The sequence below is a fragment of the Pseudomonas lini genome, from assembly GCF_030812475.1.
In the GTDB taxonomy this organism is placed as follows: domain Bacteria; phylum Pseudomonadota; class Gammaproteobacteria; order Pseudomonadales; family Pseudomonadaceae; genus Aquipseudomonas; species Aquipseudomonas lini_A.
On record NZ_JAUSSR010000020.1, the window covers coordinates 15,514 to 40,502 of the forward strand.

Genomic DNA, 24,989 nt, shown 5'->3' on the forward strand with positions numbered 1-24,989 from the left:
CGATCGAAGCGCGGTGAAACAATCGAGGGTTCGCGCCGGATGGCAACAGACTCTATAGTTTTTGGCACTGACGTTTCACTCACTAAAACAATAAACAAAAACGGATTTGTCCATGATCAAGCCCTCGTTGGCGATACCCCTTGCAGCCTGCTTGCTCGCCATGGCCTGTACCCAGGCGATCGCGGCTCCCAACCCTTACTCGAACTTCATCGTCTTCGGCGACAGTCTCAGTGATGCCGGGCAGTTTACCGATGCCGGCGGCCCGCCCGGCGCGACCCAGCGCTTTACCAATCGCGTCGGCCCGGTCTACTTCGATGGCAGCGGTGAAGTCTATTCCGCCAACTCGACGCAACTTTTGGGAGGAAAACTCGGTTTCTCCCCTGATCAAACGGCTGCTTCGACCTCGGCTGCGCGCGCCAGCGAGGGCCTGCCTGATGGCAACAACTGGGCCGTGGGCGGCTATCGGACCGACCAGATCCTCGATTCGATTACCAATGTATCCGCCACCGGCGAACGCACTCGTCCGGGCTACCTGGCCGCCAACAACCTGCGTGCCGACCCGAATGCGCTGTATTTCCTTTCCGGCGGCGGTAACGATTTCCTCCAGGGCCGGGTGCTCACCCCGGCTCAGGCCGGCGCGGCGGCAGATCGACTGGCAGACAGCGCCCAGGTTTTGCAGACCGCCGGCGCCCGGTACATCATGGTCTGGCTGCTGCCTGACCTGGGGTTGACGCCCGCCCTCAACGGCAGTCCCGCACAGCCGGGTATCTCGTTACTGAGCAACCTCTTCAATCAGCGCCTGGTGACGCGACTCGGGGGCATCGACGCCGAGGTCATCCCGCTGAACGTTCCACTGCTGTTGCAGGAAGCGGTCGCCGATCCGGCACCATTCGGACTGGCCATCGACCAGAACCTGGTTGCCACCTGTTTCAGCGGCAATGGCTGCGTTGAAAACACCGCCTATGGCATCAACAGTGCCACGCCGGACCCGAGCAAGCTGATCTACAACGATGGCGTGCACCCGACCGAAACCGGGCAGAAGCTGATTTCCGATTACGCCTATTCCCTGCTGGCAGCGCCGTGGGAACTGACGCTGTTGCCGGAAATGGCCCACGCCACGCTACGTGCGCACCAGGATGAACTGCGCAGCCAATGGCAATCGGACTGGGAAAACTGGCAGGCCGTCGGCCAATGGCGCGCGATCGTCGCAGGCGGCGGCCAGCGTCTGGATATCGATGGTCAAAGCAGCGGTGCCAGCGCCGATGGCAGCGGAAACAATTTGAATATCGGCGGCAGCTATCGCCTCAATGAAGCCTGGCGAATCGGTGTCGCGGCGGGCTTTTATCGGCAGAACCTTGAAGCGGGCAGCAATGATTCGGACTACAAACTCAACAGCTACCTGGCCACCGCTTTCGCCCAGTTCCAGCAGAATCGCTGGTGGGCCGATGCCGCGTTGACCGGCGGCAAGCTGGATTACGACAACCTCAAACGCAAATTCGACCTAGGTGCCAGCGAAAGAGCGGAAAAAGGTGATGCCGACGGGCATCTTTGGGCCTTCAGCACTCGCCTCGGCTACGATATTGCGCAGCCGGGCAGCGAATGGCACTTGTCGCCATTCATCAGCGCCGATTATGCGAAAGTGGAAGTCGACGGTTATTCGGAAAACGGCAATCGGTCCACGGCGCTGACCCTTGATGACCAGAAACGCGACTCGAAACGGCTGGGCGCCGGCCTTCAGGGCAACTACCAGATCACCCCGCAAACCCAAGTGTTCGGCGAATACGCCTTCGAGCGTGAATACGAGGATGACACTCAGAAAGTGAACATCGCCCTCAATAGCCTGCCGTCGCTGGACTTCGAGCTCGACGGTTACACACCGCAAAGTCATTTGAATCGAGTGAGCCTTGGGGTCAGCCACAAGTTGACGGCCGATCTGGCGTTGCGTGGCGGTTATACCTTCCGCAAGTCAGACGACTTTACCCAGCAAGGGCTCAACGTTGGGGTCTCGCTGGATTTCTGATCCATTAAACAGCAAGCATAAAAAAACGCGGGCCCTCACAGGCAACGCGTTTTTTAATGGTGTTGAGGTCCTTGTGGGAGCGGGCTTGCTCGCGAAGACGGCAGCCCAGTCAATACTGATATCGCCTGACACACCGCTTTCGCGAGCAAGCCCGCTCCCACAGGTTTCTCGTGAACTCAGTTGTCCGGGGTTTGCTCGGCCAGGGCCACCGCACGGAACATCGCGCGGCGTTTGTTCAGGGTTTCTTCCCATTCCAGCGCCGGCACCGAGTCAGCGACAATGCCGCCACCGGCCTGCACGTGCAGCTCGCCGTTCTTGATCACCGCGGTGCGGATCGCGATGGCGGTGTCCATGTTGCCGTTCCAGGCGTAGTAACCGACGGCTCCGCCATACACGCCACGCTTGACCGGCTCCAGCTCGTCAATGATTTCCATCGCTCGAATCTTCGGTGCCCCGGACAAGGTGCCGGCCGGCAGAATCGCCCGCAGTGCATCCATTGCCGTCAACCCGGCTGTCAGCTGCCCGGTAACGTTGGACACGATGTGCATGACGTTGGAGTAACGCTCGATCACCATCTTTTCGGTGAGTTTCACCGAGCCGATTTCCGAAACGCGACCGGTATCGTTACGGCCCAGGTCGATCAGCATCAGGTGCTCGGCGATTTCCTTATCGTCGGACAACAAGTCTTTTTCCAACGCAACATCGGCCTCTTCGTTGGCGCCCCGCGGACGGGTGCCGGCGATCGGGCGTACGGTGATCAGGTTGTCTTCGACCCGCACCAGCACTTCCGGCGAACTGCCGACAACGTGGAAGTCGCCGAAGTTGAAGAAGTACATGTAGGGCGTCGGGTTGAAGCAGCGCAGCGCCCGGTACAGATCGATCGGCGCAGCCTTGAAGTCGATCGACATGCGCTGGGACGGCACGACCTGCATGCAGTCACCGGCCAGGATGTATTCCTTGATGGTGTCGACGGCTTTTTCGTAGTCGTCCTGAGTGAAGCTGGAACGGAATACCGGGTCGGCGGACTGCTGCTTGCTGAAATCCAGGCCACGGCGCGGTGCGATCGGCTGCCGGAGTTTTTCCAGCAGCGCTTCAAGACGTGCCTGTCCGTGTTCGAAAGCATCGTCCTGCGACGGGTCGGCCAGGACAATCGCGTGCATCTTGCCGGCGAGGTTGTCGAACACCACCACCGCGTCGGAGACCATCAGCAGAATGTCCGGCACGCCCAGCGGATCAGGGTTCGGACACTTGCCCAGACGCTTTTCCACATAACGTACGCAGTCGTACCCGAAGTAACCCACCAGGCCGCCATTGAAACGCGGCAGCCCAGGGATGATCGGCACGTTGTAGCGAGCCTTGAATTCTTCGACGAAAGCCAGTGGGTCTTCAGCCTCATGACTTTCGATCTCGACGCCGTCGTGGGTCACGCGGACGTGATGATCGTGAACCCGCAGCACGGTGCGGCATGGCAAACCAATGATCGAATAACGGCCCCACTTTTCCCCGCCCTGCACCGATTCGAGCAAGTAGGAGTTCGGCTCATCGGCCAGTTTCAGGTAGATCGACAACGGGGTGTCGAAGTCGGCCAGGGTTTCGCAGGCAAGCGGGATGCGGTTGTAGCCGGCAGCGGCCAAACGCAGGAATTCTTCGCGGATCATGGGGTAGCCTCGTGGCTTGAGGGTCTAACGGTCAGGTATGCAAACGCGCCGGGATGCCGGCCAGGAACAAGTCAGGCGCGCCAACGCCAGCGGGCCAGGGCCTTGATGACTTTCATCCAGAGTTTGCGAGTGACCACCACGATGGCGTTTCCAGAAGGGGGTTGAACAGCGTCGGCCAACGTTATATCAGCGGCCGGATCCAGGCAACCGCGAATTAGCTTGCGCAGATCGTCGATCACCAGCGCCGGCGACTCTTCGGCAATCGGCCGGCCATGGTTATAGCCATAACTGAGCGCCACGCATTTGACCCCCGCCGCTTTCGCCGCCTGTACATCGCTGCGCGAGTCGCCGACGAACAACGACTGGGATGCCGGAATGTTGGCCATTTTCATGACGAAAAACAGTGCAGCCGGGTCCGGTTTCTTCTGTGGCAAGGTGTCGCCACCGATGATCCACTTGAAGTAACGACCGATTTTCATCTGATCCAGCAGCGGTGCGACGAAGCGCTCCGGCTTGTTGGTGATCAGGGCCATTTCCACGCCTTGCTTGTTCAGCCATTTGAGGGTGTCACGCACGCCAGGGTAAACCACCGTCAGCGCGTGACCGTCCTCATAAAACCCGTTGAACAACTCCAAGGCATGCTCGGCCTCGACCTCATCGACGTTTTCACCATCGATATGGTTGGCCAGGGCACGGCGCACCAGCATGTGCACGCCATTGCCGACCCAGTCGCGCACCGACTCGATCCCGACAGGTGCGCGGCCGAGCTTGAGCAGCATGTTATCCACAGCCGCCGCGAGGTCGGGGACCGAATCGACCAGCGTGCCATCCAGATCGAACATCACCAGCCGCGGCAAAGCGCCCGGGAATAGCTGCTCAAAGCCACTCATGGGCGGGTCAGCGCCAGTTCGGAACGCATCTTTTCAATCACCTCTTGGTAGTTCGGTGCATTGAAGATCGCCGAGCCGGCAACGAAGGTATCGGCGCCAGCGGCGGCAATTTCGCGAATGTTGTTCACGTTCACGCCGCCGTCGATTTCCAGGCGGATGTCACGACCGGAGGCATCGATCAGTGCCCGCGCTTCACGCAGCTTGTCGAGGGTGCCGGGAATGAACTTCTGTCCGCCGAAGCCCGGGTTGACGCTCATCAGCAAGATCATGTCGACCTTGTCCATCACGTACCTGAGCACGTCCAGCGGCGTCGCCGGATTGAACACCAGGCCCGATTTGCAGCCGCCTTCGCGGATCAATTGCAGGGAGCGGTCGACGTGCTGGGTGGCTTCCGGGTGGAACGTGATGTAAGTCGCGCCGGCCTCGATGAAGTCACCGACAATGCGATCCACCGGGCTGACCATCAGGTGCGCGTCGATCGGCGCAGTCACGCCGTATTTACGCAGTGCGGCACAAACCATCGGGCCGATGGTCAGGTTCGGCACGTAATGGTTGTCCATGACATCGAAGTGTACGAAGTCGGCGCCGGCGGCCAGGACGTTGTCCACTTCCTCACCCAGGCGGGCGAAATCGGCGGAGAGAATCGACGGAGCAATGACGAAGGGCTGCATTACGCACCTTTACTGAGCAGAATCACGATGGCGCGCATTGTATACCTCATGCTCTGAAGCGCGCACCGTGACGCGATAATCAGTAGGCCGTCCGGTAGATCTTCTCGATATCGATGGCGTCAGGTTTGCGCACTTTCCCCGTAGGAGCCGGCTTGCCGGCGAATGGCATAACGCGGTGTGTCAGGCGAACTACGTTGTGCCATTCGCCGGCAAGCCGGCTCCTACAGGGATGTACGACCTGTGTCAGACCTGGGCGGTGCGCAGTTTCTCGCTGCGACCCCGCAGCCATTCCAGGGTCAGCAACAGGATCACCGAGAAGGCGATCAACAGCGTTGCCGCGGCGGCAATGGTCGGGCTGAGGTTTTCGCGGATACCGCTGAACATTTGCCGTGGCAGGGTTGCCTGCTCGGGGCCGGCGAGGAACAGTGTCACCACCACTTCATCAAACGAGGTGGCGAAGGCAAACAACGCACCCGAGATCACGCCCGGCGCGATCAACGGCAAGGTCACCCGCCGAAATGCCGTCAGCGGCGACGCCCCCAGGCTTGCGGCCGCCCTCACCAGATTGTGGTTGAACCCCTGCAAGGTCGCCGACACCGTGATGATCACAAACGGCACGCCCAACACCGCATGCACCACGATCAATGAGAAGAAGCTGTTGCCCAGACCCAGCGGCGCAAAGAACAGATAGCTGGCGACACCGATGATCACCACCGGCACCACCATCGGCGAAATCACCAGGGCCATCACCAACGGCTTGCCGGGAAAATCGCCCCGAGTCAGGCCAATCGCTGCCAGCGTACCGAAGATCATCGCCAGCACCGTGGCCGCCGGGGCGACGATGATGCTGTTCTTCAGTGCCCGCATCCATTCCGCCGACGCGAAGAAGTCGTGATACCACTGCAGCGAAAAGCCTTGCAGCGGATACACCAGGAAACTCCCCGAGTTGAACGACAGCGGAATGATCACCAGCACCGGCAGGATCAGGAACAACAGGATCAAGCCGCAGAGAATCCGCAAGCTGTAGAACCACACCCGCTCGATGGGCGACATATAAGGACTCAGCATTTCGTTCTCCCTTAGCTCAGGCGCAGGCGACTGGCGCCTACCAGCCAGTTGTAAATCAGATACAGCACCACGGTCGCCAACAGCAGCAGCCCACCGAGCGCGGTCGCCATGCCCCAGTTGATGCTGGTGTTGGTGTAGAAGGCGACGAAGTAACTGACCATCTGATCGTTCGGGCTGCCCAGCAAGGCCGGGGTGATGTAGTAGCCGATGGCAAGGATGAACACCAACAGGCAACCGGCGCCGACACCGGCATAAGTCTGTGGGAAGTACACCCGCCAGAAGCTGGCGAACGGGTGGCAGCCGAGGGAAATCGCCGCACGCATGTAAGTCGGCGAGATGCCTTTCATTACGCTGTAGATCGGCAGGATCATGAACGGCAGCAGGATGTGCACCATCGAGATGTAAACCCCGGTACGGTTGAACACCAGCTCCAGCGGCTTATCGATGATGCCCATGGCCATCAGGCCGCTGTTGATCAGGCCGCCCGATTGCAGCAGCACGATCCACGCGGCGACCCGCACCAGAATCGAGGTCCAGAACGGCAGCAACACCAGAATCATCAACAGGTTGCTTTGCCGCGATGGCAGGTTCGCCAGCAGATAGGCCAATGGATAAGCCAGCACCAGGCAGATCACGGTGATGATCAGGCCCATCCAGAAGGTTCGGGCAAAAATGTCGAGGTAGATGGCCTGATCGGGTGTGGCCGGGGCGATTTCGCCGAGGTCGTCGATCCGATGGTCCACCGCCGCCAGCAGGTAGTACGGCGTAATGCTGCTGGTGTTGCGGCGTACGGCTTGCCAGTAGGCCGGGTCGCCCCAGCGCTCGTCGAGACTTTCCAGTGCTTCTTTATAAGAGGCCGGTTCGCTGGCGAACGGCAAGGCGCGTGCGGTTTTGGTCAGCAGGCTGCGGTAGCCGGCCAACTCCATGTTCAAGCGCTTGGACAGGTCGCCCAAGGTCTGGTTCTTGCGGGCTTCTGCCAGGTCTTCGCTGGCCGCCTTGTACACCGGTTCAGCGGGCAGGCCGCGGCCGTCCCAACTGGCGATGGCCGCCACGGTGCGTGGCATGCCGCCGACCACTTCGGGGTTACCGACGCTTTTGTAGAGCAGCGCCACGATCGGCACCAGGAACACCAGCAGCAGAAACAGCACCAGCGGCGCGATCAAGGCCTGGGCCTTCCAGCGGTTGATCCGCTCGGCATGCTTGAGCCGCTGCTTCAAGGTGGGGTCTGTGCCCGCGTTCAGGGGAATGGCGGTGGCCATGGCGTACTCCGGAAATCTTTGATCGTTACAGAGGCGGAACATCACCTCGATCGTTAAATTCACACAACTCTAAAGTGGGAGCGGGCTTGCTCGCGAAAGCGGTGTGTCAGTCAACATCAATGCTGGATGTGAAGACGCCTTCGCGAGCAAGCCCGCTCCCACAGGTGGGCGAGCCCACCATCACAGGTTCGTGCTTATTTGGCAGCCCAGGAATTGAAACGCTGCTCCAGTTGCTCGCCGTTGTCAGCCCAGAAGCTGACGTCGATCTGCACCTGGTTGGCAATGTTTTCCGGGGTGGTCGGCATGTCCTTCAGGACATCCTTGGCCAACAGCGGTACGGCTTGAGTGTTGGCCGGGCCGTAGGCGATGTTTTCCGAATAGGTCTTCTGCTGTTGCGGCTGCACCGAGAATGCGATGAATTTCTTCGCCGCTTCAGCACGTGCCTTGTCCAGACCTTTTGGAATAGCCCAAGCGTCGAAGTCGTAGATACCGCCGTTCCAGACGACTTTGAGGTTGCTTTCTTTCTGCACGGCAGCGATCCGGCCGTTGTAGGCCGAGCTCATGACCACGTCACCGGACGCCAGGTATTGCGGCGGTTGTGCGCCGGCTTCCCACCACTGAATGCTTGGCTTGAGCTCATCGAGCTTCTTGAACGCGCGATCCTGGCCATCCTTGCCGGCCAGCACCTTGTAGACGTCTTTCGGCGCAACGCCGTCGGCCATCAGTGCGAATTCCAGGGTGTACTTGGCACCTTTGCGCAGGCCACGTTTACCCGGAAATTTCTTGGTGTCCCAGAAATCCACCCAGCTGGTCGGCGCGGTTTTCAGCTTGTCGGCGTTGTAGGCCAATACGGTCGACCACACGAAGAAGCCAACGCCGCACGGCTGGATAGCGCCTTTGACGTAGTCTTCGTTCTTGCCGAACAGCGCGGGATCGAGTTGCTCGAACATGTCTTCGTCGCAACCACGGGACAGTTCCGGCGATTCAACTTCCACCAGGTCCCAGGACACGCTCTTGGTGTCGACCATGGCCTTGACCTTGGCCATCTCGCCGTTGTATTCGCCCGCCACGATCTTGCCGTTGCCTGCCGCTTCCCACGGTGCGTAGAAGGCTTTGACCTGCGCTGCCTTGTTCGCCCCGCCAAAGGACACCACGGTCAGGTCCGGACCCGCCGCCATCGCGTGTGTCGCGCCGATCATGCCCATGACCAAAGCGGTGAATTTCAGGGATCTCAACATTTATTGTTCTCTCCACGTGCAGGGTTGGTGTTGTTGAAGCAGGGGGGGCGATCAATGCGCCTCTAGAAGCGGGTCGAGCGCGCGAACGTGTTCGACCTGCCAGCCAAGCGGTACCACGTCGCCAACTGCCAGCTCGGGATCGAGCTCGGCGATCGGTTGCTTCACGAAGAAATCGGTCTTTCCGCAGACTTCAAGGCGCACTCGGACGTGGTCGCCCAGATAGATGAATTCCGCGACCCGCCCGGAGAAACGGTTGACGCAGGATTCGCTCGAACCATTGAGGCTCACGCGTTCCGGGCGAATCGACAGCGTGACGGGTTCGCCGGTCTTGCCGACATTGACCGCCAGGGCTTCAACCTTTTCACCGCGACCGAGCTCGACGACGCAGCGGTCGCCGGTGTGGCTGTGCAAGCGGCCATTAAGACGGTTGTTCTCGCCGATGAAGTTGGCGACGAAGGTGTTTTTCGGTTCTTCGTAAAGGGAGCGCGGCGGCGCGATCTGCTGGATTTCGCCTTGGTGGAACACCGCCACACGGTCGGACATGGTCAGGGCTTCACCCTGGTCGTGAGTCACGTAGACCACCGTCACGCCGAGGCGCTGGTGCAGGTGCTTGATCTCCATCTGCATGTGTTCGCGCAGTTGCTTGTCCAGCGCGCCGAGGGGTTCGTCCATCAGTACCAGTTGCGGTTCGAACACCAACGCCCGGGCCAGGGCCACACGCTGTTGCTGACCACCGGACAACTGCGCCGGATAACGCTGGGCGAACATGTCGAGCTGAACCATGCTCAAGACCCGTTTGACCCGATCGCTGACGTCATTCTTGTTCAAGCCGCGCACGGTCAGCGGGAACGCCAGGTTCTCGGCCACCGTCATGTGCGGGAACAATGCATAGTTCTGGAACACCATGCCGATGTCGCGCTTGTGCGGCGGCACGTTGTTGATGGAACGCCCGGCCAGGAGGATTTCACCTGCGGTGGGGGTTTCAAAACCGGCGAGCATCATCAGGCTGGTGGTCTTGCCGGAACCGGACGGCCCGAGCAAGGTGAGGAATTCGCCTTTGCGAATGTCCAGGTTGAGGTCTTTGACGATCAGGTTCTCGCCGTCGTAGCTCTTTTGCACTCCACGAAAGCTGACCAGAATGTCGCTGGCCCCTGCGCTTGAATCGACCTGGCTCATACCCACACCTTTGTTGTTGATGACTGCTGTGGACTAAGCCTAGTGGACGCTGGTGACCACGCAAATCGGGGCGCAGGAGAGAATGGCCTCAGCGGGATGGAAGGTTGGGGGTAGGGATTGCCCTACAAGGATGGCGGGGATGGATAGGGGCAGTGGCGAATTTCAAGCTGCAAGCCACAAGAACGGGCAAAAGCGGGTTCGCTGAGTGTCGCAAATGGATATGCCACGCAGCCCACTGTAGGAGCTGGCTTGCCAGCGAAGGCGTCCTTGAGATTGGCGCAAGGTTCGAAGACGCCTTCGCCGGCAAGCCGGCTCCTACAGGGGACCGCGCACAAATCAGAGGAGCTTGTGCTCCATGGCGTACTTCACCAGTTCCGCCAGGGAGGTGATGTTGAGTTTCTGCATCAGCCGCGCCTTGTGAGTGCTGATGGTCTTGCTGCTCAAGGCCAGTTGCTGGGCGATGTCGTTGACGTTGGCGCCTTGTGCCAGGCGTTCGAACACCGAAAACTCTCGCTCGGACAGCAACGAATGCAGCGGCCGCGAATCGGTGAGCCCGACTTCGAAGACCATGCGATCGGCCAGGTCCGGATCAATATAACGCCCGCCAGCCGCGACTTTGCGGATGGCGGTCAGGAGCAGGGCCGGATCGCTGTCCTTGGTGGCGTACCCCGCGGCACCGACTTTCAACGCACGAGCGGCCATTTGTGCTTCGTCGTGCATCGACAACACCAGAATTGCCGGTGGATTGTTCAACGCGCGAATTCGCGGAATGGCTTCCAGGCCATTGACCCCAGGCATGGAGATATCCAGCAACACCACTTCGCAGGGAACATGACGCAAGGTGTCGAGCAACTGCTCGCCGTTGCTCGCCTCCCCTACCACCAGAAGGTCCTTGGCCAGCCCGATCAACTGCTTGATGCCTTCGCGGACGATGGTGTGGTCTTCGGCTACCAGTACACGGATCACGTTCTTCTCCAGATTCAAGATCTATCGCGGGCAAGCCCGCTCCCACAGGGGACGTCGGTGTTCCATAGATTTGTGCACTTACCCAAATCACTGTGGGAGCGACGGTGCGACGATTCGACTTGCTCGCGAAGACGTCACCACAAGCGCCACTATCTTCAGGCCTCACCCACCGGCACTCGCACACTCAAGGTCGTGCCTTCCCCCGGCTCACTTTCAAGCGACAACTGACCACCCATGATCAACACCCGCTCCCGCACGCCGACCACACCAAAGGAGGTCGACCTGCCGGTGGAGGGGACAAATCCTACGCCATCGTCACTGACCGTCAGGCACAACTCGTCGCCTTCCAGCGCCAATGTCAGTTCAACAGTATGCGCCTGCGCATGGCGCATGACATTGGTCAGTGCCTCCTGAAGGATCCGGAACAAGCCAATCGCCTTGGCATCACTGAGCACTGGCAGATTGTCCGGCACCTGCACCAGACACGGAATCTGTGTACGTGCCTCGAAACGGCGGGCCTGCCATTCGATGGCCGAAGCAATCCCGGCATCGAGAATCGGTGGGCGCAGCGCCGTCGCCACATCGCGCACCAGTTGAAACAACTGAGCGATCAAGCGCTTCATGCTGTTCAAGCGTTCGTTCAGACCGGGATCGAGCTGGGCGTAGGCCAGTTCGCACATGGACGTTTCCAGCTTCAACACGGTCAACATCTGACCCAGTTCGTCATGAACTTCCCGGGCGATGTGGGCCTTTTCCTCCTCCCGTACACTCTCAAGGTGAGCGGACAACTCACGCAATTGCCCCCGGGAGCTGGCCAGTTCCAGCTCGATGCGCTTGCTTTCGCTGATATCCCAGACAATGCCGTCCCAGACGTAGGCACCGTCTTCGAGCCGGCGGGTAATGGCCTTGATCTCCGCCCAGCGCTGCTCGCCTGCACGGGTGAGAATCCGCCCCTGCCACGACCAGTCGCTGTCGGTGTCCAGCGCATGGTCCTGAGTCTGGTGATAGCTGGCCTTGTCGTCCGGATGCACCAGACTGCGCAGGCCTTTGTCGCGATGAGCCAGGGTCGCCGGCGAATATCCCACCAGGGTCTCGCTGCCTTCACTGATATAGGCAAAGTCGATCTGCCCGGTCACCGGCGCACGCTCCAGCCGGAAGACCAGTCCCGGCACATTGGCGGCGATCCCTTGCAGTCGCGCTTCGCTTTCCTGCAGTGCAGCCAGGGCACGGCGGCGTTCGGTGACATCGTTGAGGTAAACCACCAGGTATTCGCCGCCGCGGAAACGCAGGAAGCTCAATGAAACATCCGCAGGCAGAATGCTCCCGTCGGCGCGCACACAGCTGGTCTCAAAACTTTGCGGGCCGTCTTCGCTGGCCCGGGCGCGCTTCCACAGGTTCAACCAGCGGTCCATGTGCAGACCCGGCTCGAAGTCGATCAACGGCCTGTCGATGATCCCACCCGCCGGATAGCCCAACATGGTCTCGGCCGCGCGGTTGGCGTAGCGCACATGGCTGTCCCAGTTGACCCAGAGAATGCCGACGGTGCTCTGGTCGATGGAAAACTGCGTGAGGCGCAAGGCCTCTTCGCTGGCCGCACGCAGGGCAATGTCTTCCCGCGCCGCCAATAACCGTTGCTCCAGGCTGTGCTGCTGCCGACGCTGCCAGAACACGATGGCCATGCTGCTCAGCATCAACACGGTCAACAGCAGCGAAAGGTTTTGCCAGAAACCCGGTGATTCGGTCAGCCGCGGGTACTTGGGTTGCAGCCATTGACTGTGCAACTGCTCCAGGTCCTTGGCCGGAATCGCCCGCAATGCGCTTTCGACGATACTGGCAAGCTCCGGCCAGTCCCGGCGCGTGGCCACCCGCAGCAGTTGCGGCAGGCCAATGTCACCGACCACGACCAGCGCGGCGAACTCCGGCTCGACGGACAGGCGTCCCAGCTGGGCTTCATCGACCACGGCGTAACTGGCCTGCTGACTCGTCAACAGTTGCAGAGCCTGGCGCTCGAGCGGTACGCCCTGGAGGTTCAGATGCGGGTAATTGCCGCGCAGGTAATCGGCCGTGGCGCTGGGCATGCGCACGGCGACGCGGGTCTGGCTGTCGAGTTTTTCCAGCTCCACTGTGCCGGTGCTTTTCTGGTCACTGACCACCAGTTGCGGTACCCGCATGTACGGATCGGAAAACTGCCACAGACGCAGACCTGCGGGAGTCTGGCTCAGCCCGGGAGCGATATCGATGACACCATCACGTGCAGCGGCTTCCAGCTGCGCAAGATCGGGAAAGTGACGCCAGCTCAGCTCGACCTTGAGGGACTTGGCCAGCCGTTGCATCAGCTCGACGTTAACACCCGACAATCGCTGCAGACGGCGATCGTATTGGGCATAGGGCACCTGCAGCACCAGTCCCACCCGCAACTCGCGATGCTGGGCCAACCATTGCTGCTGATCCGCGGACAATGGCGCGACATGCGCTGGCGGTGCGGACGCGGCCCAGCTCATCGAGGGGAACCACAAACAGCCGATAACCCAAAGGCAACGAAAACGCATCATTGAAGTCTCACACACTGACAAATACTGACCCACCCATTAGGCTGCCGGAATCACTTCTGGCCTGGACTATCCGATGCTTCCTGTCTACCGCCTGGCGCTGCCAGTATTGTGCCTGTCGCTGTTCCTGCCTTGCGCCTTTTCCGTCGAGGCCGCCGACCCGATTCCCAGTGCCGCGGCGAACACCGCGCAAGAACAACCGCTTGAGCGCCCGCCGTTGCCTGAGCGAAGTCAGGAAGACGCGGCCGCCCTTGAGCGACAGTTGCCGGTCCAGGAACAGCAACTACTGCAAGCCGGCGCCGATACCTTTCTGGCCCTGTGGAAACCGGCCAATACCGCCAGTCCCAAAGGTGCGGTGATTATCGTCCCGGGCGCTGGCGAAACCGTTGACTGGCCGCAAGCAATCGCTCCATTGCGGCGCACATTGCCGGATGCCGAGTGGAGCAGCCTGAGTATCACCTTGCCGGACCCGCAAAGCGATGCCATTGCGCCACGCACTGCTGAAATGCCGCCAACGCTCAAAGCGCCCGAGACCGGCAGCAAGGATGCCACCACCTCCGCGCCCATCGAGCAGGCGGTCAGCGGTGAAGCGGAGGTCGCGGACAAGGCGGTCGTCGAGACCCGCGAGGAACAGGTCGGGGCCGACGCCGAACGAATTTTCGCCCGCATCGACGCGGCCATTGCCTACGCCGAACAGCAAAGCGCCCGCATCATCGTCGTATTGGGTCATGGCACCGGGGCTTACTGGGCCGCGCGCTACCTGAGTGAAAGACAGCCGCCGCAGGTTGAAAAACTGGTGATGGTCGCCGCGCAGATGCCGGTTAGCGCGAAACCCGCCCTGGCTGAACTTGCACCCACACTGAAGCTGCCTGTTGCCGACATTTTCTACAGGGATAAGCCGGCGGATCGCAACGCGGCGCTGGAGCGTTTACAGGCGAGCAAACGCTTGAAGGCTTCGGGTTTCAGCCAGGTGTCGCTCAAGGCCTTGCCGGGTAACAGCAAGGCTGAGCAGGAGCAGCTGGTTCGTCGGGTTCGGGGGTGGTTGAGTCCTCAGCCTGAGGAAAAACGGTAGACCGAGTCGCCCCCTTCGCGAGCAAGCCCGCTCCCACATTTGATCTCGGTCGTACTCAGATTCTGTGTCCCCTGAAGATTTAATGTGGGAGCGGGCTTGCTCGCGAAGGCGGCATTACAGACAACAAAACCCTTTCCTTCTAGCGAAAATCCCGCCGCTCACGAATCAACGTGTAGGCAGTATGCAGTTCACGGGTTTTGTCGGTCGCCTCACGCACTTGCAACGCCGTCGCCCCACTACCGGCGATCTTGTCCGGGTGATGGCGGCTGAGCAGGCGTCGATAAGCGCGCTTGATCTGCGCCGGCTCGCTGGTGGCGGACACACCCAATAGTCGCAAAGCCTCTTGGTAAGTGACGGCGCTGCTGACCAACGGCCGTTTCTGCGGCTCATAGTCGGTCGCCAGCGCCTGGACCTGTTGTTGCGTCCAGCCCAGCCATTTACCCCACTGGGCGATCAGTTCAAGTTCGCCGACACCGGCGCGGCCATCGGCCCAGATCATCCGCCAACAGGCGCGCAGGACACCTTCGGCGGCATGGGGCTGTGCACTCAAGCGACGCATATAACCGCGCAAAGAATCATGCCCCGACTTGCCGCGATTGAACGCCGCTATCGCACGGCGCTGGGCCGATTCGGTCAAGGCCAGGGAGCGCATCTCCTGACGCGCCTGCTGGATGTGACCATTCACCACCCTTCCATCGCACTTGGCCAGTCGTCCCAGTAACACGAACAACAGTTCATCGTTGCGTAGCGCTGGACGACCACCGAGTTTTTCTCGCACATCTGCCCAGCTTTGCAGTTGCAGGCGCCGATCCAGCGCCTGCCCCAACAAGGCGCCGAGCATGGCCCCCGGAATACTGGCAATGGCATAGCCCACCCCGGCTCCAATCAGAGTCCCTGGCCACAGCATGTCAGCGTCTCGCTTCTATCAGAGCGTCCACTTCGGCCAGACGCTCGTGGGTACCGACATCCACCCAGACCCCGTTCAGGTGCTCGCCAGTCACTTGCCCGTCCGCCATGGCGGTGCGCAGCAGCGGCGCCAGCTTGAAGGCCCCTGCGCAACAGCCCTCGAACAACTGAGGGTGCAGCACCGCGATGCCGCTGTAGGTCAGGGTGGCGATGTCCGGTCGCCCATCATGGACTTGCCCGTCGACCAGACTGAAGTCGCCGTCCTGGTGATGGGCCGGATTGTCAGCCAGCACCAGATGCGCCAGCCCGACAATGGGCTGATGCAATACGCTGAAGTCGTAATCGGTCCAGATGTCACCGTTGACCACCAGAAAGGCTTCGTCCCCCAGCAACGGCAACGCGCGGAAGATTCCGCCGCCGGTTTCGAGCGGCTCACCTTCCGGCGAATACTGAATACTCACGCCATACTGCGAGCCGTCGCCCAGGTATTCCTCAATCTGCTGGCCAAGCCAGGCGTGATTGATCACGATCTCGGTAAAACCGGCGGCGGCCAGCGCGCGCAGGTGATACTCGATCAGCGGCACCCCTCCGGCCCGGACCAGCGGTTTTGGCGTGGTCAGGGTCAACGGGCGCAAGCGCTCGCCTTTGCCTGCCGCCAGGATCATCGCCTTCATGCATTCACTCCAGCGCGCAGGCTGGCCAGCAAAACATCCAGCTCAGCCAGTTCGGGACGGCGCGCGACCACGGCCTCTATATAAGCAAAGAAGCGCGGCACATCCGCCAGGTAACGCGGCTTGCCGTCGCGGTGGCAGATCCGGGCGAAGATGCCGATCACTTTCAAATGGCGCTGCACGCCCATCAGATCGCTGGCGCGCAGGAAATCCTCGAAGTCGGGCTGAACCGGGATTCCCAGCTCGCCCGCCTGGCGCCAGTAGTCTTCCAGCCAGCCACGTACCCGCTCCTCGGGCCAGCTGAGGAATGCATCCTTGAACAGACAGGTCACATCGTAAGTCACCGGACCATAAACCGCGTCCTGGAAATCCAGCACGCCCGGATTCGGCTCACTGAGCATGAGGTTGCGCGGCATGTAATCGCGATGTACCAGGACCTTGGGTTGCGCCAGGGCGCTTTCGATCAGCAACTCGCTGACCTGCTGCCAGAGCAGCTGCTGAGCCGGGTCGAACTCGATGCCCAGTTCGCACTTCACGTACCATTGCGGGAACAATTCCAACTCGCGGCGCAACAACGCCACGTCATAACTCGGCAGCGGTGCGACCATCGGCAATTGCTGAAAAGCCAGCAGCGCTTGCACGGCATCCTGGAACAAGTCATCGGCATTTTCGCTGTCGATCACGTCCAGATAAGTGTTGTTGCCCAAGTCATTGAGCAACAGAAATCCATGTTCGAGGTCTTCGGCATGGATTTTTGGCACATTTATTCCGGATTTCGCCAGCAGGAAAGCAATATCCACGAAGGGTTTGCAGTTTTCCCTGGGCGGTGGAGCGTCCATCACGATAAAGCTTCTGCCCTCGCCTTCCCAGCGAAAGTAGCGCCGAAAACTCGCGTCGCTACTGGCTGCGGTCAACGTGGCCGGGGGTACGGTTCCCCAGCCTTGTTCTGCAAAGAGGATCGGCAGCTGCTCATCGAGCCAAACTTTCAGGTGTTGCAAACGTACATCTTGGTCAGGCATTGCAAGGGTCTCCGACGGCGCTAGCCGTCAAGCGGGTCATGCTTTATTATCCAGCATCTTTTTCAGACCATCGAGAGGCGTGCGGCCCACACCGCGGGCAGATGGCACGCAGGAAGCCCGGACTAATAAGATGGCATTGAAATCCCCCGCGTTTCGTAAAAAATTTCCGTTGTTGGTAACCGGCAGTCTGCTGGCCCTGCAACCATTCGCCACTTCGTTCGTGGTCGCTGCGGAACAGTATGACTGCTCAGTCTCTGCTTCGGGTGCCTGGAACTGTGCGCCAAAATCTCAAGCAGCTGCCTTGCCACCGCGCCCTGTCCATGAGGGCAGCTCTGTCAGCGCGGGCGATGAGACGCCGGCCGATGGCAGCGTCAGCCAGGACACCGGTCCCAAGCCGGTACTTGTGACCGAAGCCAAGGGCCGTGGCCTGAAGTCCCGTAGCGAAGACTACAGTCACCTCGACTGGGTTCCGCGAGAGAAACTCACGGCGGCACAATTGGCTGAAACCGGCCCTTACTGCGCCGGCGCCTATGTCGAACCGGTTCGTCCCGGCATGACTGACAAGACTCAAAAAAGTGACGCGCCAACCTTTCTCGGCGCCAAGGCCTCTCGCTATAAGCAGGAGGAGCAGGTCGCTACCCTCGCCGGCGACGTGGTCATGCGTCAAGGCAGCATGCAGGTCGAAGCCGACGAAGCGAATCTCTACCAGGCCGAGAGCCGTGGTGAGCTGAGCGGTAACGTGCGCGTTCGCGACAACGGCGCACTGATCGTAGGCGACCACGCCGACGTACAACTCGATACCGGCGAAGCCAAGGTCGACAACGCCGAATACGTGATGCACAAATCCCGCATTCGCGGCAGCGCGCTGTACGCCAGGCGCGCCGAGAACGCGATCATCCGCCTCAAGGATGGTACGTACACTACCTGTGAACCGGACAGCAACGCCTGGCAACTCAAGGGCAACAACATCACCCTGAACCCGGCCACCGGCTTCGGCACCGCGACCAACGTGACACTGCGGGTCAAGGACATTCCGGTCCTTTACACGCCATACATCTATTTCCCGATCGATGACCGTCGCCAGTCCGGCTTCCTGCCGCCGACCATCGGCACCGGCACCGATACCGGCTTCCTGCTGGTCACTCCGTATTACTTCAACCTGGCACCGAACTACGATGCCACGTTGTACCCGCGCTACATGAGCAAGCGCGGCCTGTTGATGGAAGGCGAGTTCCGCTACCTGACCAAGTCCAGCGAAGGTCAGTTCGGCGCCGCGTACCTCAACGATGACAATACAGATCGCAGTCAGCAGACCGACTACGAAAAAACCCGCTACATGTACAACTGGCAACACAAGGGTGGCCTCGACTCGCGCGTCTTCACGCAGGTCGACTACACCAAAATCAGCGATCCGTATTACTTCCAGGATCTGCAGACTGACCAGATCGGCGTGAAAAGCTCTGACTATGTGAACCAGCAGGGTTCCGTCAGCTACCGCGGCGACAGCTACACCGCTCGCGTCAACGCCCAGGCTTATCAGCTGGCGACCGTATCGAACATCACGCCCTATGATCGTTTGCCGCAGATCACCTTCGATGGTGCCCTGCCCTACCACCCGGGCGGCCTGGATTTCTCTTATAACACCGAGCTTGTCAGGTTTGACCGGGATCTGAAAAACGGCAACTTCTCGGATGAAAACGGCATTGTCTCTCCGCGCCTGGACACCAATGTCCAGGGCCTGGCTCGCGCCACCGGCGACCGCCTCAACCTGGCCCCAGCCGTGAGCCTGCCGCTGGAATGGACGTATGGTTTCGTGAAACCAACGCTCAAGTATCAGTACACGCAATACCAGCTGGACCTGGACGGCACAGGCAAATCCGACATTGCTGGGCAGAACGCAGAACAGAACCGACTCAACGGTACTTTCGACAGCAACCAGAACCGTGGCGTGCCAATTGCCAGCATCGACAGCGGCCTGTACTTCGACCGCAACACCCAATGGTTCGGCAAAAACTACCGCCAGACCCTTGAGCCGCGCCTGTTTTACCTCTACGTGCCGGAAACGGACCAGGAAGACATTCCAGTCTTCGACACCAGCGAATACACCTTCAATTACGCGTCGCTGTTCCGCGACAACCGTTTCTCCGGCTCCGACCGAGTCGGCGACGAGAACAAACTGTCGCTGGGCATCACCAACCGCTGGATCGAAGAAAACGGCTTCGAGCGTCAACGCATCAGCGTCGGCCAGGCCGTCTACTTCAAGGATCGCCAGGTTCAGTTGCCAGGCATCGATGCCAGGACCCGCAAGGATTCACAGGCGGACGTTTCGCCTTATGCGCTGGAATACGAATACCGCTGGAACCGCGATTGGCGCACCACCGCCGATTACAACTGGGACCCGGACAGCCGCAGCCCTCGCTCGGGCAGCGCGATGTTCCACTACCAGCCTGAGGACAACCCGAACAAGATCATCAACGCCGGCTATCGTTATCGCAACGACCAGGTCCGCTACGACCAGAACACCGGTCAATGGTCGGTGGGCGGCGGTGACTACGGCACTCCGGGTCAACCTGGCTACGTGAAGGACTACTACAAGATCCAGCAGCACGACTTCTCGGTCATGTGGCCGATCGTGCCGCAATGGAACCTGATCAGCCGCTGGCAGTATGACTACAACCAAAACCGTACCCTGGAAGCCTTCGGTGGCTTCGAGTATGACAACTGCTGCTGGAAACTGCGCCTGATCAACCGTTACTGGGTCGACTATGACGAGACCAGTCAAGACGCGCCGGAAAACGAAAAAGGCGACCATGGCATCTTCCTCCAAATCGTTCTGAAAGGTCTCGGCGGCCTCACCGGCTCCAAAGTAGAGAGCTTCCTCGACAAAGGCATCCAAGGTTATCGTGAACGTGAAGACCAAGCTTTCTGATTGTCTGCGCCCGCTAATGCTGGGCGCGTTGTTCCTGGGTACCGCGGCTAACGCCTCGGTACAGTCCATAGATAAAGTGGTGGCCATCGTCGACAACGACGTGGTCATGCAGAGCCAGCTGGACCAACGAGTCCATGAAGTTCAGCAAACCATTGCCAAGCGCGGTGCCGCGGTACCGCCGGCCAACGTGCTGGATCAGCAGGTGCTCGAGCGCCTGATCGTCGAGAACCTGCAGCTGCAGATCGGTGAACGCTCCGGTATCCGCATTACCGATGAAGAACTGAACCAGGCCGTGGGCACCATTGCCCAACGCAATAACATGTCCGTGGACCAATTCCGCGCGGCCCTGACCCGCGACGGCCTGTCCTACGACGAAGCCCGTGACCAGATCCGTCGCGAAATGATCATCAGCCGTGTGCGCCAGCGTCGTGTGGCGGAGCGCATCCAGGTGTCCGAGCAGGAAGTGAAAAACTTCCTCGCTTCCGATCTCGGCAAGATGCAATTGTCCGAAGAGTTCCGCTTGGCCAACATCCTGATTCCTACGCCGGAAAGCGCCAACTCCGACTCGATTCAGAATGCAGCCAAACAGGCCGACGCGGTCTACCAGCAGCTCAAGCAAGGCGCCGACTTCGGTCAACTGGCAATCGCCAAATCCGCCAGCGAAACCGCACTCGAAGGTGGAGACATGGGCTGGCGCAAAGCCGCTCAACTGCCACCTCCGTTCGATCGCCTGCTCGGCACCATGGCGGTCGGGGACATTACTCAACCGATGCGTACGCCTGGCGGCTTCATCATCCTGAAGATCCTCGACAAGCGTGGCGGCGAGACCCAGGTGCGTGACGAAGTGCATGTGCGTCATATCCTGGTCAAGCCTAGCCCGATCCGCGACGAAGAAAAAACCAAGGCCCTGGCTCAGTCGCTCTACACCCGGATCGAAGCGGGCGAGGACTTCGGCGAACTGGCGAAAAACTTCTCGGAAGACCCGGGTTCCGCCCTCAACGGCGGCGACCTGAACTGGATCGACCCGAATGCACTGGTTCCCGAGTTCCGCGAAGTGATGGCCAGGACCCCGCAAGGTCAGCTGTCCAAGCCGTTCCAGACCCAGTATGGCTGGCACGTCCTGGAAGTCCTGGGCCGCCGCGCCACCGATAGCACCAATCAGGCTCGTGAACAGCAAGCGATGAGCGTATTGCGTAACCGCAAATATGACGAAGAGCTGCAAACCTGGCTGCGTCAGATCCGTGACGAAGCGTATGTAGAGATCAAACTCCCTGGTGCAGACCAGGCAACGCAGTGAAACCCAAACGTTTCGCGCTGACCCCCGGCGAACCGGCCGGCATAGGCCCTGACCTGTGCCTGCTGCTCGCGTCGCAAGCCCAGCCTCATCCCCTGATTGCCATTACCAGCCGCGACCTGCTCCTTGAGCGGGCCGCGCAGCTGGGCGTGGTGGTCGACCTGCTGCCGGTTGCACCGGACAGTTGGCCGGATGTACCTGCGCCGGCCAATAGCCTGTACGTCTGGGATACCCCGCTCAACGCCAGGGTCACTGCCGGGCAACTGGACAAGGCCAATGCGGCGTTCGTCCTGGAAACCCTCACCCGCGCTGGCCAGGGCTGCCTGGACGGGCATTTTGCCGGCATGATCACCGCCCCGGTGCACAAGGGCGTGATCAACGAATCCGGCATCGCTTTTTCCGGGCACACGGAGTTTCTCGCTGACCTGACCCACACCGCGCAAGTGGTGATGATGCTCGCCACGCGCGGATTGCGCGTGGCACTGGTCACCACTCACCTGCCGCTTCGCGAGATTGCCGACGCAATCACACCGGAACGCCTGGAACGGGTCACGCGAATCCTGCATGCCGATCTGCAAGAAAAATTCGGCATCGCCCGGCCACGCATCCTGGTTTGCGGGCTCAACCCCCATGCCGGTGAAGGCGGACACCTGGGCCATGAAGAAATCGACATCATCGAACCCACCCTGGAGCGCTTGCGCGGCGAGGGCATGGACCTTCGCGGCCCCCTGCCCGCCGACACTCTGTTTACCCCCAAATATCTGGAGCACTGCGATGCGGTGCTGGCGATGTACCACGACCAGGGCCTGCCCGTGCTGAAATACAAAGGTTTCGGCGCGGCAGTCAACGTGACCCTCGGCTTGCCGATCATCCGCACTTCGGTCGACCACGGCACAGCCCTGGATCTGGCCGGCAGCGGCAAGATCGACACCGGCAGCCTGCAAGTCGCCCTGGAAACCGCCTACCAGATGGCCGAGACCCGTTTATGACCGAGCATTACCAACACCGGGCGCGCAAGCGTTTCGGCCAGAACTTCCTGCACGACGCCGGCGTTATCGACCGCATCCTGCGCTCCATCCACGCCAAACCCGAAGACCGCCTGCTGGAAATCGGTCCGGGCCAGGGTGCGCTGACTCAAGGCCTGCTCGGTAGCGGTGCCCAGCTCGATGTGGTGGAACTGGACAAGGATCTGATCCCGATCCTCAACCAGCAATTTGCCGGCAAGAGCAACTTCAATCTGCACCAGGGCGACGCGCTGAAGTTCGACTTCAACAGCCTGGGGGCTGCACCGAACAGCCTGCGGGTCGTCGGCAACTTGCCGTACAACATCTCTACGCCACTGATTTTTCACCTGCTGCACAACGCCAGCCTGATCCGCGACATGCACTTCATGCTGCAAAAGGAAGTGGTCGAGCGCATGGCCGCAGGTCCAGGTGGCGGTGATTGGGGCCGACTGTCGATCATGGTTCAGTACCACTGCCGGGTCGAGCATCTGTTCAACGTCGGACCGGGGGCGTTCAATCCGCCACCGAAAGTCGACTCGGCCATCGTGCGCCTGGTCCCTCACTCGGTGCTGCCGCACCCGGCCAAGGATCACAAGCTGCTGGAGCGCGTCGTGCGTGAAGCCTTCAACCAGCGGCGCAAGACCCTGCGCAATACGCTCAAGCTGCTGCTGAGCAATGCCGAGATCGAGGCCGCCGGTGTCGATGGCAGCCTGCGCCCCGAGCAGCTCGACCTGGCCGCCTTCGTGCGTCTGGCCGACAAGCTGAGCGAACAGGCCCCGCCAACCCCAGGCGCCGACTGACAAGCGATAAGCGTGATCGGGTAGGACACCAGCCTTCATGTCTGGTTTACTACCCGATACTTGGCCTAGACTGAGATCCATCAGCTACGCCCCGCGTCCCGCTTCGTTTTTAAGGCCTCTTGCATGTCCGATCCTCGTTATCAGGTCGACGTCAGCGTCGTCACCCGCTATCTGGCAGAACAATCGCAACCCGAGCAATCCCGCTTTGCCTTTGCCTACACCATTACTGTGCACAATAACGGCGAGTTACCGGCCAAGCTGCTGTCGCGGCACTGGGTGATCACCGATGGCGACGGGCATGTCGAAGAAGTGCGCGGAGCCGGCGTGGTTGGCCAGCAGCCGTTGATCGAAGCGGGAGAAAGCCATACCTACACTAGCGGCACCGTCATGACCTCCAAGGTCGGTACGATGCAAGGCTCTTATGAGATGGTCGCCGCCGACGGCAAACACTTCGACGCCATCATCGCTCCATTCCGCCTGGCGGTGCCCGGAGCACTGCACTGATGGCGACCTACGCCGTCGGCGATCTGCAAGGCTGCCTTGAAGCGCTGCAATGTCTGCTCAAGCAAGTTGCCTTCGATCCAGCGAAGGATCGCCTGTGGCTGGTGGGCGATCTGGTCAACCGCGGCCCGCAATCCCTGGATACTCTGCGCTTCCTCTATAGCATCCGTGAGTCGCTGGTGTGCGTACTCGGCAACCACGACCTGCACTTGCTGGCAGCCGGTCAGAACATCGAGCGCCTGAAGAAAGCCGACACCCTGCGCGAAATCATCGAAGCACCTGATTGCGCCGAACTGCTGGACTGGCTGCGCCAGCAAAAGCTCATGCACTACGACGAACAGCGAAATGTTGCGCTGGTGCATGCCGGCGTGCCGCCGCAGTGGTCGCTGCGCAAAGCCCTGAAGTGCGCTGCCGAGGTGGAAACCGCCCTGCGTGACGACAATCTGTTTCCGGCCTACCTCGATGGCATGTACGGCAACGATCCGGCGAAATGGGACAACGACCTCAAGGGCATAGCGCGCCTGCGAGTGATCACCAACTATTTCACCCGGATGCGCTTCTGCACCGCCGAGGGCAAACTTGACCTCAAGAGCAAGGAAGGTCTCGATACCGCGCCGGCAGGGTACAGACCCTGGTTCCAGCACAAGGAACGCAAGACCAAGGGCCTGAAGATCATTTTCGGCCATTGGGCGGCACTCGAAGGCAAATGCAACGAGCCGGGGATCTCGGCCCTCGACACCGGCTGTGTCTGGGGCGGTGCCTTGACGCTCATGAATGTCGACAGCGGCGAACGCCTGTCTTGTAAATGCGACGCGCACGGCCATGCCGCCGTGCCGCCAGTCGCCCCACGAATGACCGAACCATCGCCAGCCAGCGCCCCGCGCTAGACTGCGCTTTCAGCCGAGCCACAGGAGCCCGCCATGAGCGAATTCAAACGTATCCCCCCGCAACAGGCCCAGGCCCTGCGCGAACAAGGCGCAGTCGTGGTCGACGTTCGCGACCCTGCGACCTTTGCCGCCTTGCACATCAGCGGCTCGAAGCATCTGGACAACCATTCGCTGCATGCCTTCATTCAGGGTGCCGATCTGGATGCACCGACCGTCGTCGTCTGCTATCACGGTAATTCCAGCCAGGGTGCCGCCGCCTACCTCGTCAGCCAGGGGTTTTCCGACGTCTACAGCATGGATGGCGGATTCGAACTGTGGCGTGCGACTTATCCTTCGGAAACAGCGCAAGGCACTTGCGAATAATTTTTTTGTAATGCGCAAGCCCCCGGCCCCCGCGGGTTAGCGAGGTGG

Annotated in this window: 21 protein-coding genes; 9 read left to right on the forward strand and 12 right to left on the reverse strand. The window is 60.6% G+C overall.

All coding sequences use genetic code 11. From position 1 onward, the window contains the following. Positions 1 to 112: 112 nt before the first annotated feature. Complete coding sequence (gene estP, locus J2W17_RS28625; protein ID WP_307342869.1) at positions 113 to 2,020, forward strand: esterase EstP; 1,908 nt, start codon at positions 113 to 115, stop codon at positions 2,018 to 2,020. A 176-nt stretch (positions 2,021 to 2,196) separates the two neighbouring features. On the opposite strand, the gene trpE is transcribed toward estP, so the two are convergent. The 9 genes from trpE to J2W17_RS28670 all read right to left on the reverse strand — a co-directional run bounded on the left by trpE (position 2,197) and on the right by J2W17_RS28670 (position 13,498). Beyond that, the gene (gene trpE / locus J2W17_RS28630; protein ID WP_307342872.1) at positions 2,197 to 3,678 is read right to left on the reverse strand and encodes an anthranilate synthase component I; all 1,482 of its coding nucleotides are present in this window, start codon (positions 3,676 to 3,678) and stop codon (positions 2,197 to 2,199) included. A 71-nt stretch (positions 3,679 to 3,749) separates the two neighbouring features. Continuing rightward, on the reverse strand, positions 3,750 to 4,568 hold the full coding sequence (locus tag J2W17_RS28635; protein ID WP_307342875.1) for a phosphoglycolate phosphatase: 819 nt from the start codon (positions 4,566 to 4,568) through the stop codon (positions 3,750 to 3,752). Beyond that, positions 4,565 to 5,239: a ribulose-phosphate 3-epimerase gene (rpe, locus tag J2W17_RS28640; protein ID WP_307342878.1), complete on the reverse strand. Its 675-nt coding sequence runs from the start codon at positions 5,237 to 5,239 to the stop codon at positions 4,565 to 4,567. Before rpe ends, J2W17_RS28635 begins: the two co-directional genes overlap by 4 nt. 243 nt (positions 5,240 to 5,482) lie before the next feature. Beyond that, on the reverse strand, positions 5,483 to 6,307 hold the full coding sequence (locus J2W17_RS28645) for an ABC transporter permease (protein WP_307342881.1): 825 nt from the start codon (positions 6,305 to 6,307) through the stop codon (positions 5,483 to 5,485). Positions 6,308 to 6,318: 11 nt separating this feature from the next. Further along, the gene (locus J2W17_RS28650) at positions 6,319 to 7,566 is read right to left on the reverse strand and encodes an ABC transporter permease (RefSeq protein ID WP_307342884.1); all 1,248 of its coding nucleotides are present in this window, start codon (positions 7,564 to 7,566) and stop codon (positions 6,319 to 6,321) included. Between the two features lie 194 nt (positions 7,567 to 7,760). Next, on the reverse strand, positions 7,761 to 8,804 hold the full coding sequence (locus J2W17_RS28655) for an ABC transporter substrate-binding protein (protein WP_307342887.1): 1,044 nt from the start codon (positions 8,802 to 8,804) through the stop codon (positions 7,761 to 7,763). Between the two features lie 51 nt (positions 8,805 to 8,855). Next, the gene (locus tag J2W17_RS28660; RefSeq protein WP_307342891.1) at positions 8,856 to 9,980 is read right to left on the reverse strand and encodes an ABC transporter ATP-binding protein; all 1,125 of its coding nucleotides are present in this window, start codon (positions 9,978 to 9,980) and stop codon (positions 8,856 to 8,858) included. Positions 9,981 to 10,316: 336 nt separating this feature from the next. Then, positions 10,317 to 10,946 (reverse strand): response regulator, encoded by a 630-nt coding sequence (locus tag J2W17_RS28665; protein WP_095052680.1) that lies wholly within the window; start codon positions 10,944 to 10,946, stop codon positions 10,317 to 10,319. Positions 10,947 to 11,101: 155 nt separating this feature from the next. Further along, complete coding sequence (locus J2W17_RS28670) at positions 11,102 to 13,498, reverse strand: PAS domain-containing sensor histidine kinase (protein ID WP_307342895.1); 2,397 nt, start codon at positions 13,496 to 13,498, stop codon at positions 11,102 to 11,104. Between the two features lie 73 nt (positions 13,499 to 13,571). On the opposite strand from J2W17_RS28670, the gene J2W17_RS28675 reads away from it, so the two are divergent. Continuing rightward, positions 13,572 to 14,567, forward strand: coding sequence for an alpha/beta hydrolase family protein (locus J2W17_RS28675; RefSeq protein WP_307342899.1), 996 nt, complete (start codon positions 13,572 to 13,574; stop codon positions 14,565 to 14,567). 139 nt (positions 14,568 to 14,706) lie between these two features. Here the strand turns inward: J2W17_RS28675 and J2W17_RS28680 are convergent, their stop codons facing one another. The 3 genes from J2W17_RS28680 to J2W17_RS28690 are packed head-to-tail and all read right to left on the reverse strand — an operon-like array spanning position 14,707 to position 17,163. Then, positions 14,707 to 15,474: a TerB family tellurite resistance protein gene (locus tag J2W17_RS28680; RefSeq protein ID WP_307342902.1), complete on the reverse strand. Its 768-nt coding sequence runs from the start codon at positions 15,472 to 15,474 to the stop codon at positions 14,707 to 14,709. A gap of 1 nt (position 15,475) precedes the next feature. Continuing rightward, entirely contained in the window at positions 15,476 to 16,147 is a 672-nt protein-coding gene (gene murU / locus J2W17_RS28685) for an N-acetylmuramate alpha-1-phosphate uridylyltransferase MurU (protein ID WP_307342905.1), read from the reverse strand. Next, a complete protein-coding gene (locus tag J2W17_RS28690) occupies positions 16,144 to 17,163 on the reverse strand; it encodes an aminoglycoside phosphotransferase family protein (RefSeq protein ID WP_307342908.1) in 1,020 nt (339 codons plus the stop codon). Before J2W17_RS28690 ends, murU begins: the two co-directional genes overlap by 4 nt. Before the next feature lie 130 nt (positions 17,164 to 17,293). Between J2W17_RS28690 and J2W17_RS28695 the strand changes: the two genes are divergently transcribed. The 7 genes from J2W17_RS28695 (at position 17,294) to glpE (ending at position 24,941) form a co-directional block, all read left to right on the forward strand. After that, positions 17,294 to 20,092: an LPS-assembly protein LptD gene (locus J2W17_RS28695; protein WP_307342912.1), complete on the forward strand. Its 2,799-nt coding sequence runs from the start codon at positions 17,294 to 17,296 to the stop codon at positions 20,090 to 20,092. Further along, on the forward strand, positions 20,073 to 21,389 hold the full coding sequence (gene surA, locus J2W17_RS28700) for a peptidylprolyl isomerase SurA (RefSeq protein WP_307342915.1): 1,317 nt from the start codon (positions 20,073 to 20,075) through the stop codon (positions 21,387 to 21,389). Before J2W17_RS28695 ends, surA begins: the two co-directional genes overlap by 20 nt. Then, positions 21,386 to 22,375, forward strand: a complete 990-nt coding sequence (gene pdxA / locus J2W17_RS28705; RefSeq protein WP_307342918.1) for a 4-hydroxythreonine-4-phosphate dehydrogenase PdxA — start codon at positions 21,386 to 21,388, stop codon at positions 22,373 to 22,375. The genes surA and pdxA overlap by 4 nt, the downstream gene beginning before the upstream one ends. After that, on the forward strand, positions 22,372 to 23,190 hold the full coding sequence (gene rsmA, locus J2W17_RS28710; RefSeq protein WP_307342921.1) for a 16S rRNA (adenine(1518)-N(6)/adenine(1519)-N(6))-dimethyltransferase RsmA: 819 nt from the start codon (positions 22,372 to 22,374) through the stop codon (positions 23,188 to 23,190). The genes pdxA and rsmA overlap by 4 nt, the downstream gene beginning before the upstream one ends. A gap of 123 nt (positions 23,191 to 23,313) precedes the next feature. Further along, positions 23,314 to 23,694, forward strand: a complete 381-nt coding sequence (gene apaG, locus J2W17_RS28715; protein WP_307342924.1) for a Co2+/Mg2+ efflux protein ApaG — start codon at positions 23,314 to 23,316, stop codon at positions 23,692 to 23,694. Next, positions 23,694 to 24,578 (forward strand): symmetrical bis(5'-nucleosyl)-tetraphosphatase, encoded by an 885-nt coding sequence (locus J2W17_RS28720; protein WP_307342927.1) that lies wholly within the window; start codon positions 23,694 to 23,696, stop codon positions 24,576 to 24,578. The genes apaG and J2W17_RS28720 overlap by 1 nt, the downstream gene beginning before the upstream one ends. 33 nt (positions 24,579 to 24,611) lie before the next feature. After that, positions 24,612 to 24,941: a thiosulfate sulfurtransferase GlpE gene (gene glpE, locus J2W17_RS28725; protein WP_307342930.1), complete on the forward strand. Its 330-nt coding sequence runs from the start codon at positions 24,612 to 24,614 to the stop codon at positions 24,939 to 24,941. Positions 24,942 to 24,989: the final 48 nt, after the last annotated feature.

Excerpts from the sequence above, each read along its gene's own strand:
- estP (WP_307342869.1), top strand. The coding sequence starts at position 113 with ATGATCAAGCCCTCGTTGGCGATACCCCTTGCAGCCTGCTTGCTCGCC.
- trpE (WP_307342872.1), bottom strand. The coding sequence starts at position 3,678 with ATGATCCGCGAAGAATTCCTGCGTTTGGCCGCTGCCGGCTACAACCGC.
- J2W17_RS28635 (WP_307342875.1), bottom strand. The coding sequence starts at position 4,568 with ATGAGTGGCTTTGAGCAGCTATTCCCGGGCGCTTTGCCGCGGCTGGTG.
- rpe (WP_307342878.1), bottom strand. The coding sequence starts at position 5,239 with ATGCAGCCCTTCGTCATTGCTCCGTCGATTCTCTCCGCCGATTTCGCC.
- J2W17_RS28645 (WP_307342881.1), bottom strand. The coding sequence starts at position 6,307 with ATGCTGAGTCCTTATATGTCGCCCATCGAGCGGGTGTGGTTCTACAGC.
- J2W17_RS28650 (WP_307342884.1), bottom strand. The coding sequence starts at position 7,566 with ATGGCCACCGCCATTCCCCTGAACGCGGGCACAGACCCCACCTTGAAG.
- J2W17_RS28655 (WP_307342887.1), bottom strand. The coding sequence starts at position 8,804 with ATGTTGAGATCCCTGAAATTCACCGCTTTGGTCATGGGCATGATCGGC.
- J2W17_RS28660 (WP_307342891.1), bottom strand. The coding sequence starts at position 9,980 with ATGAGCCAGGTCGATTCAAGCGCAGGGGCCAGCGACATTCTGGTCAGC.
- J2W17_RS28670 (WP_307342895.1), bottom strand. The coding sequence starts at position 13,498 with ATGATGCGTTTTCGTTGCCTTTGGGTTATCGGCTGTTTGTGGTTCCCC.
- J2W17_RS28675 (WP_307342899.1), top strand. The coding sequence starts at position 13,572 with ATGCTTCCTGTCTACCGCCTGGCGCTGCCAGTATTGTGCCTGTCGCTG.
- J2W17_RS28680 (WP_307342902.1), bottom strand. The coding sequence starts at position 15,474 with ATGCTGTGGCCAGGGACTCTGATTGGAGCCGGGGTGGGCTATGCCATT.
- murU (WP_307342905.1), bottom strand. The coding sequence starts at position 16,147 with ATGAAGGCGATGATCCTGGCGGCAGGCAAAGGCGAGCGCTTGCGCCCG.
- J2W17_RS28690 (WP_307342908.1), bottom strand. The coding sequence starts at position 17,163 with ATGCCTGACCAAGATGTACGTTTGCAACACCTGAAAGTTTGGCTCGAT.
- J2W17_RS28695 (WP_307342912.1), top strand. The coding sequence starts at position 17,294 with ATGGCATTGAAATCCCCCGCGTTTCGTAAAAAATTTCCGTTGTTGGTA.
- rsmA (WP_307342921.1), top strand. The coding sequence starts at position 22,372 with ATGACCGAGCATTACCAACACCGGGCGCGCAAGCGTTTCGGCCAGAAC.
- apaG (WP_307342924.1), top strand. The coding sequence starts at position 23,314 with ATGTCCGATCCTCGTTATCAGGTCGACGTCAGCGTCGTCACCCGCTAT.
- J2W17_RS28720 (WP_307342927.1), top strand. The coding sequence starts at position 23,694 with ATGGCGACCTACGCCGTCGGCGATCTGCAAGGCTGCCTTGAAGCGCTG.
- glpE (WP_307342930.1), top strand. The coding sequence starts at position 24,612 with ATGAGCGAATTCAAACGTATCCCCCCGCAACAGGCCCAGGCCCTGCGC.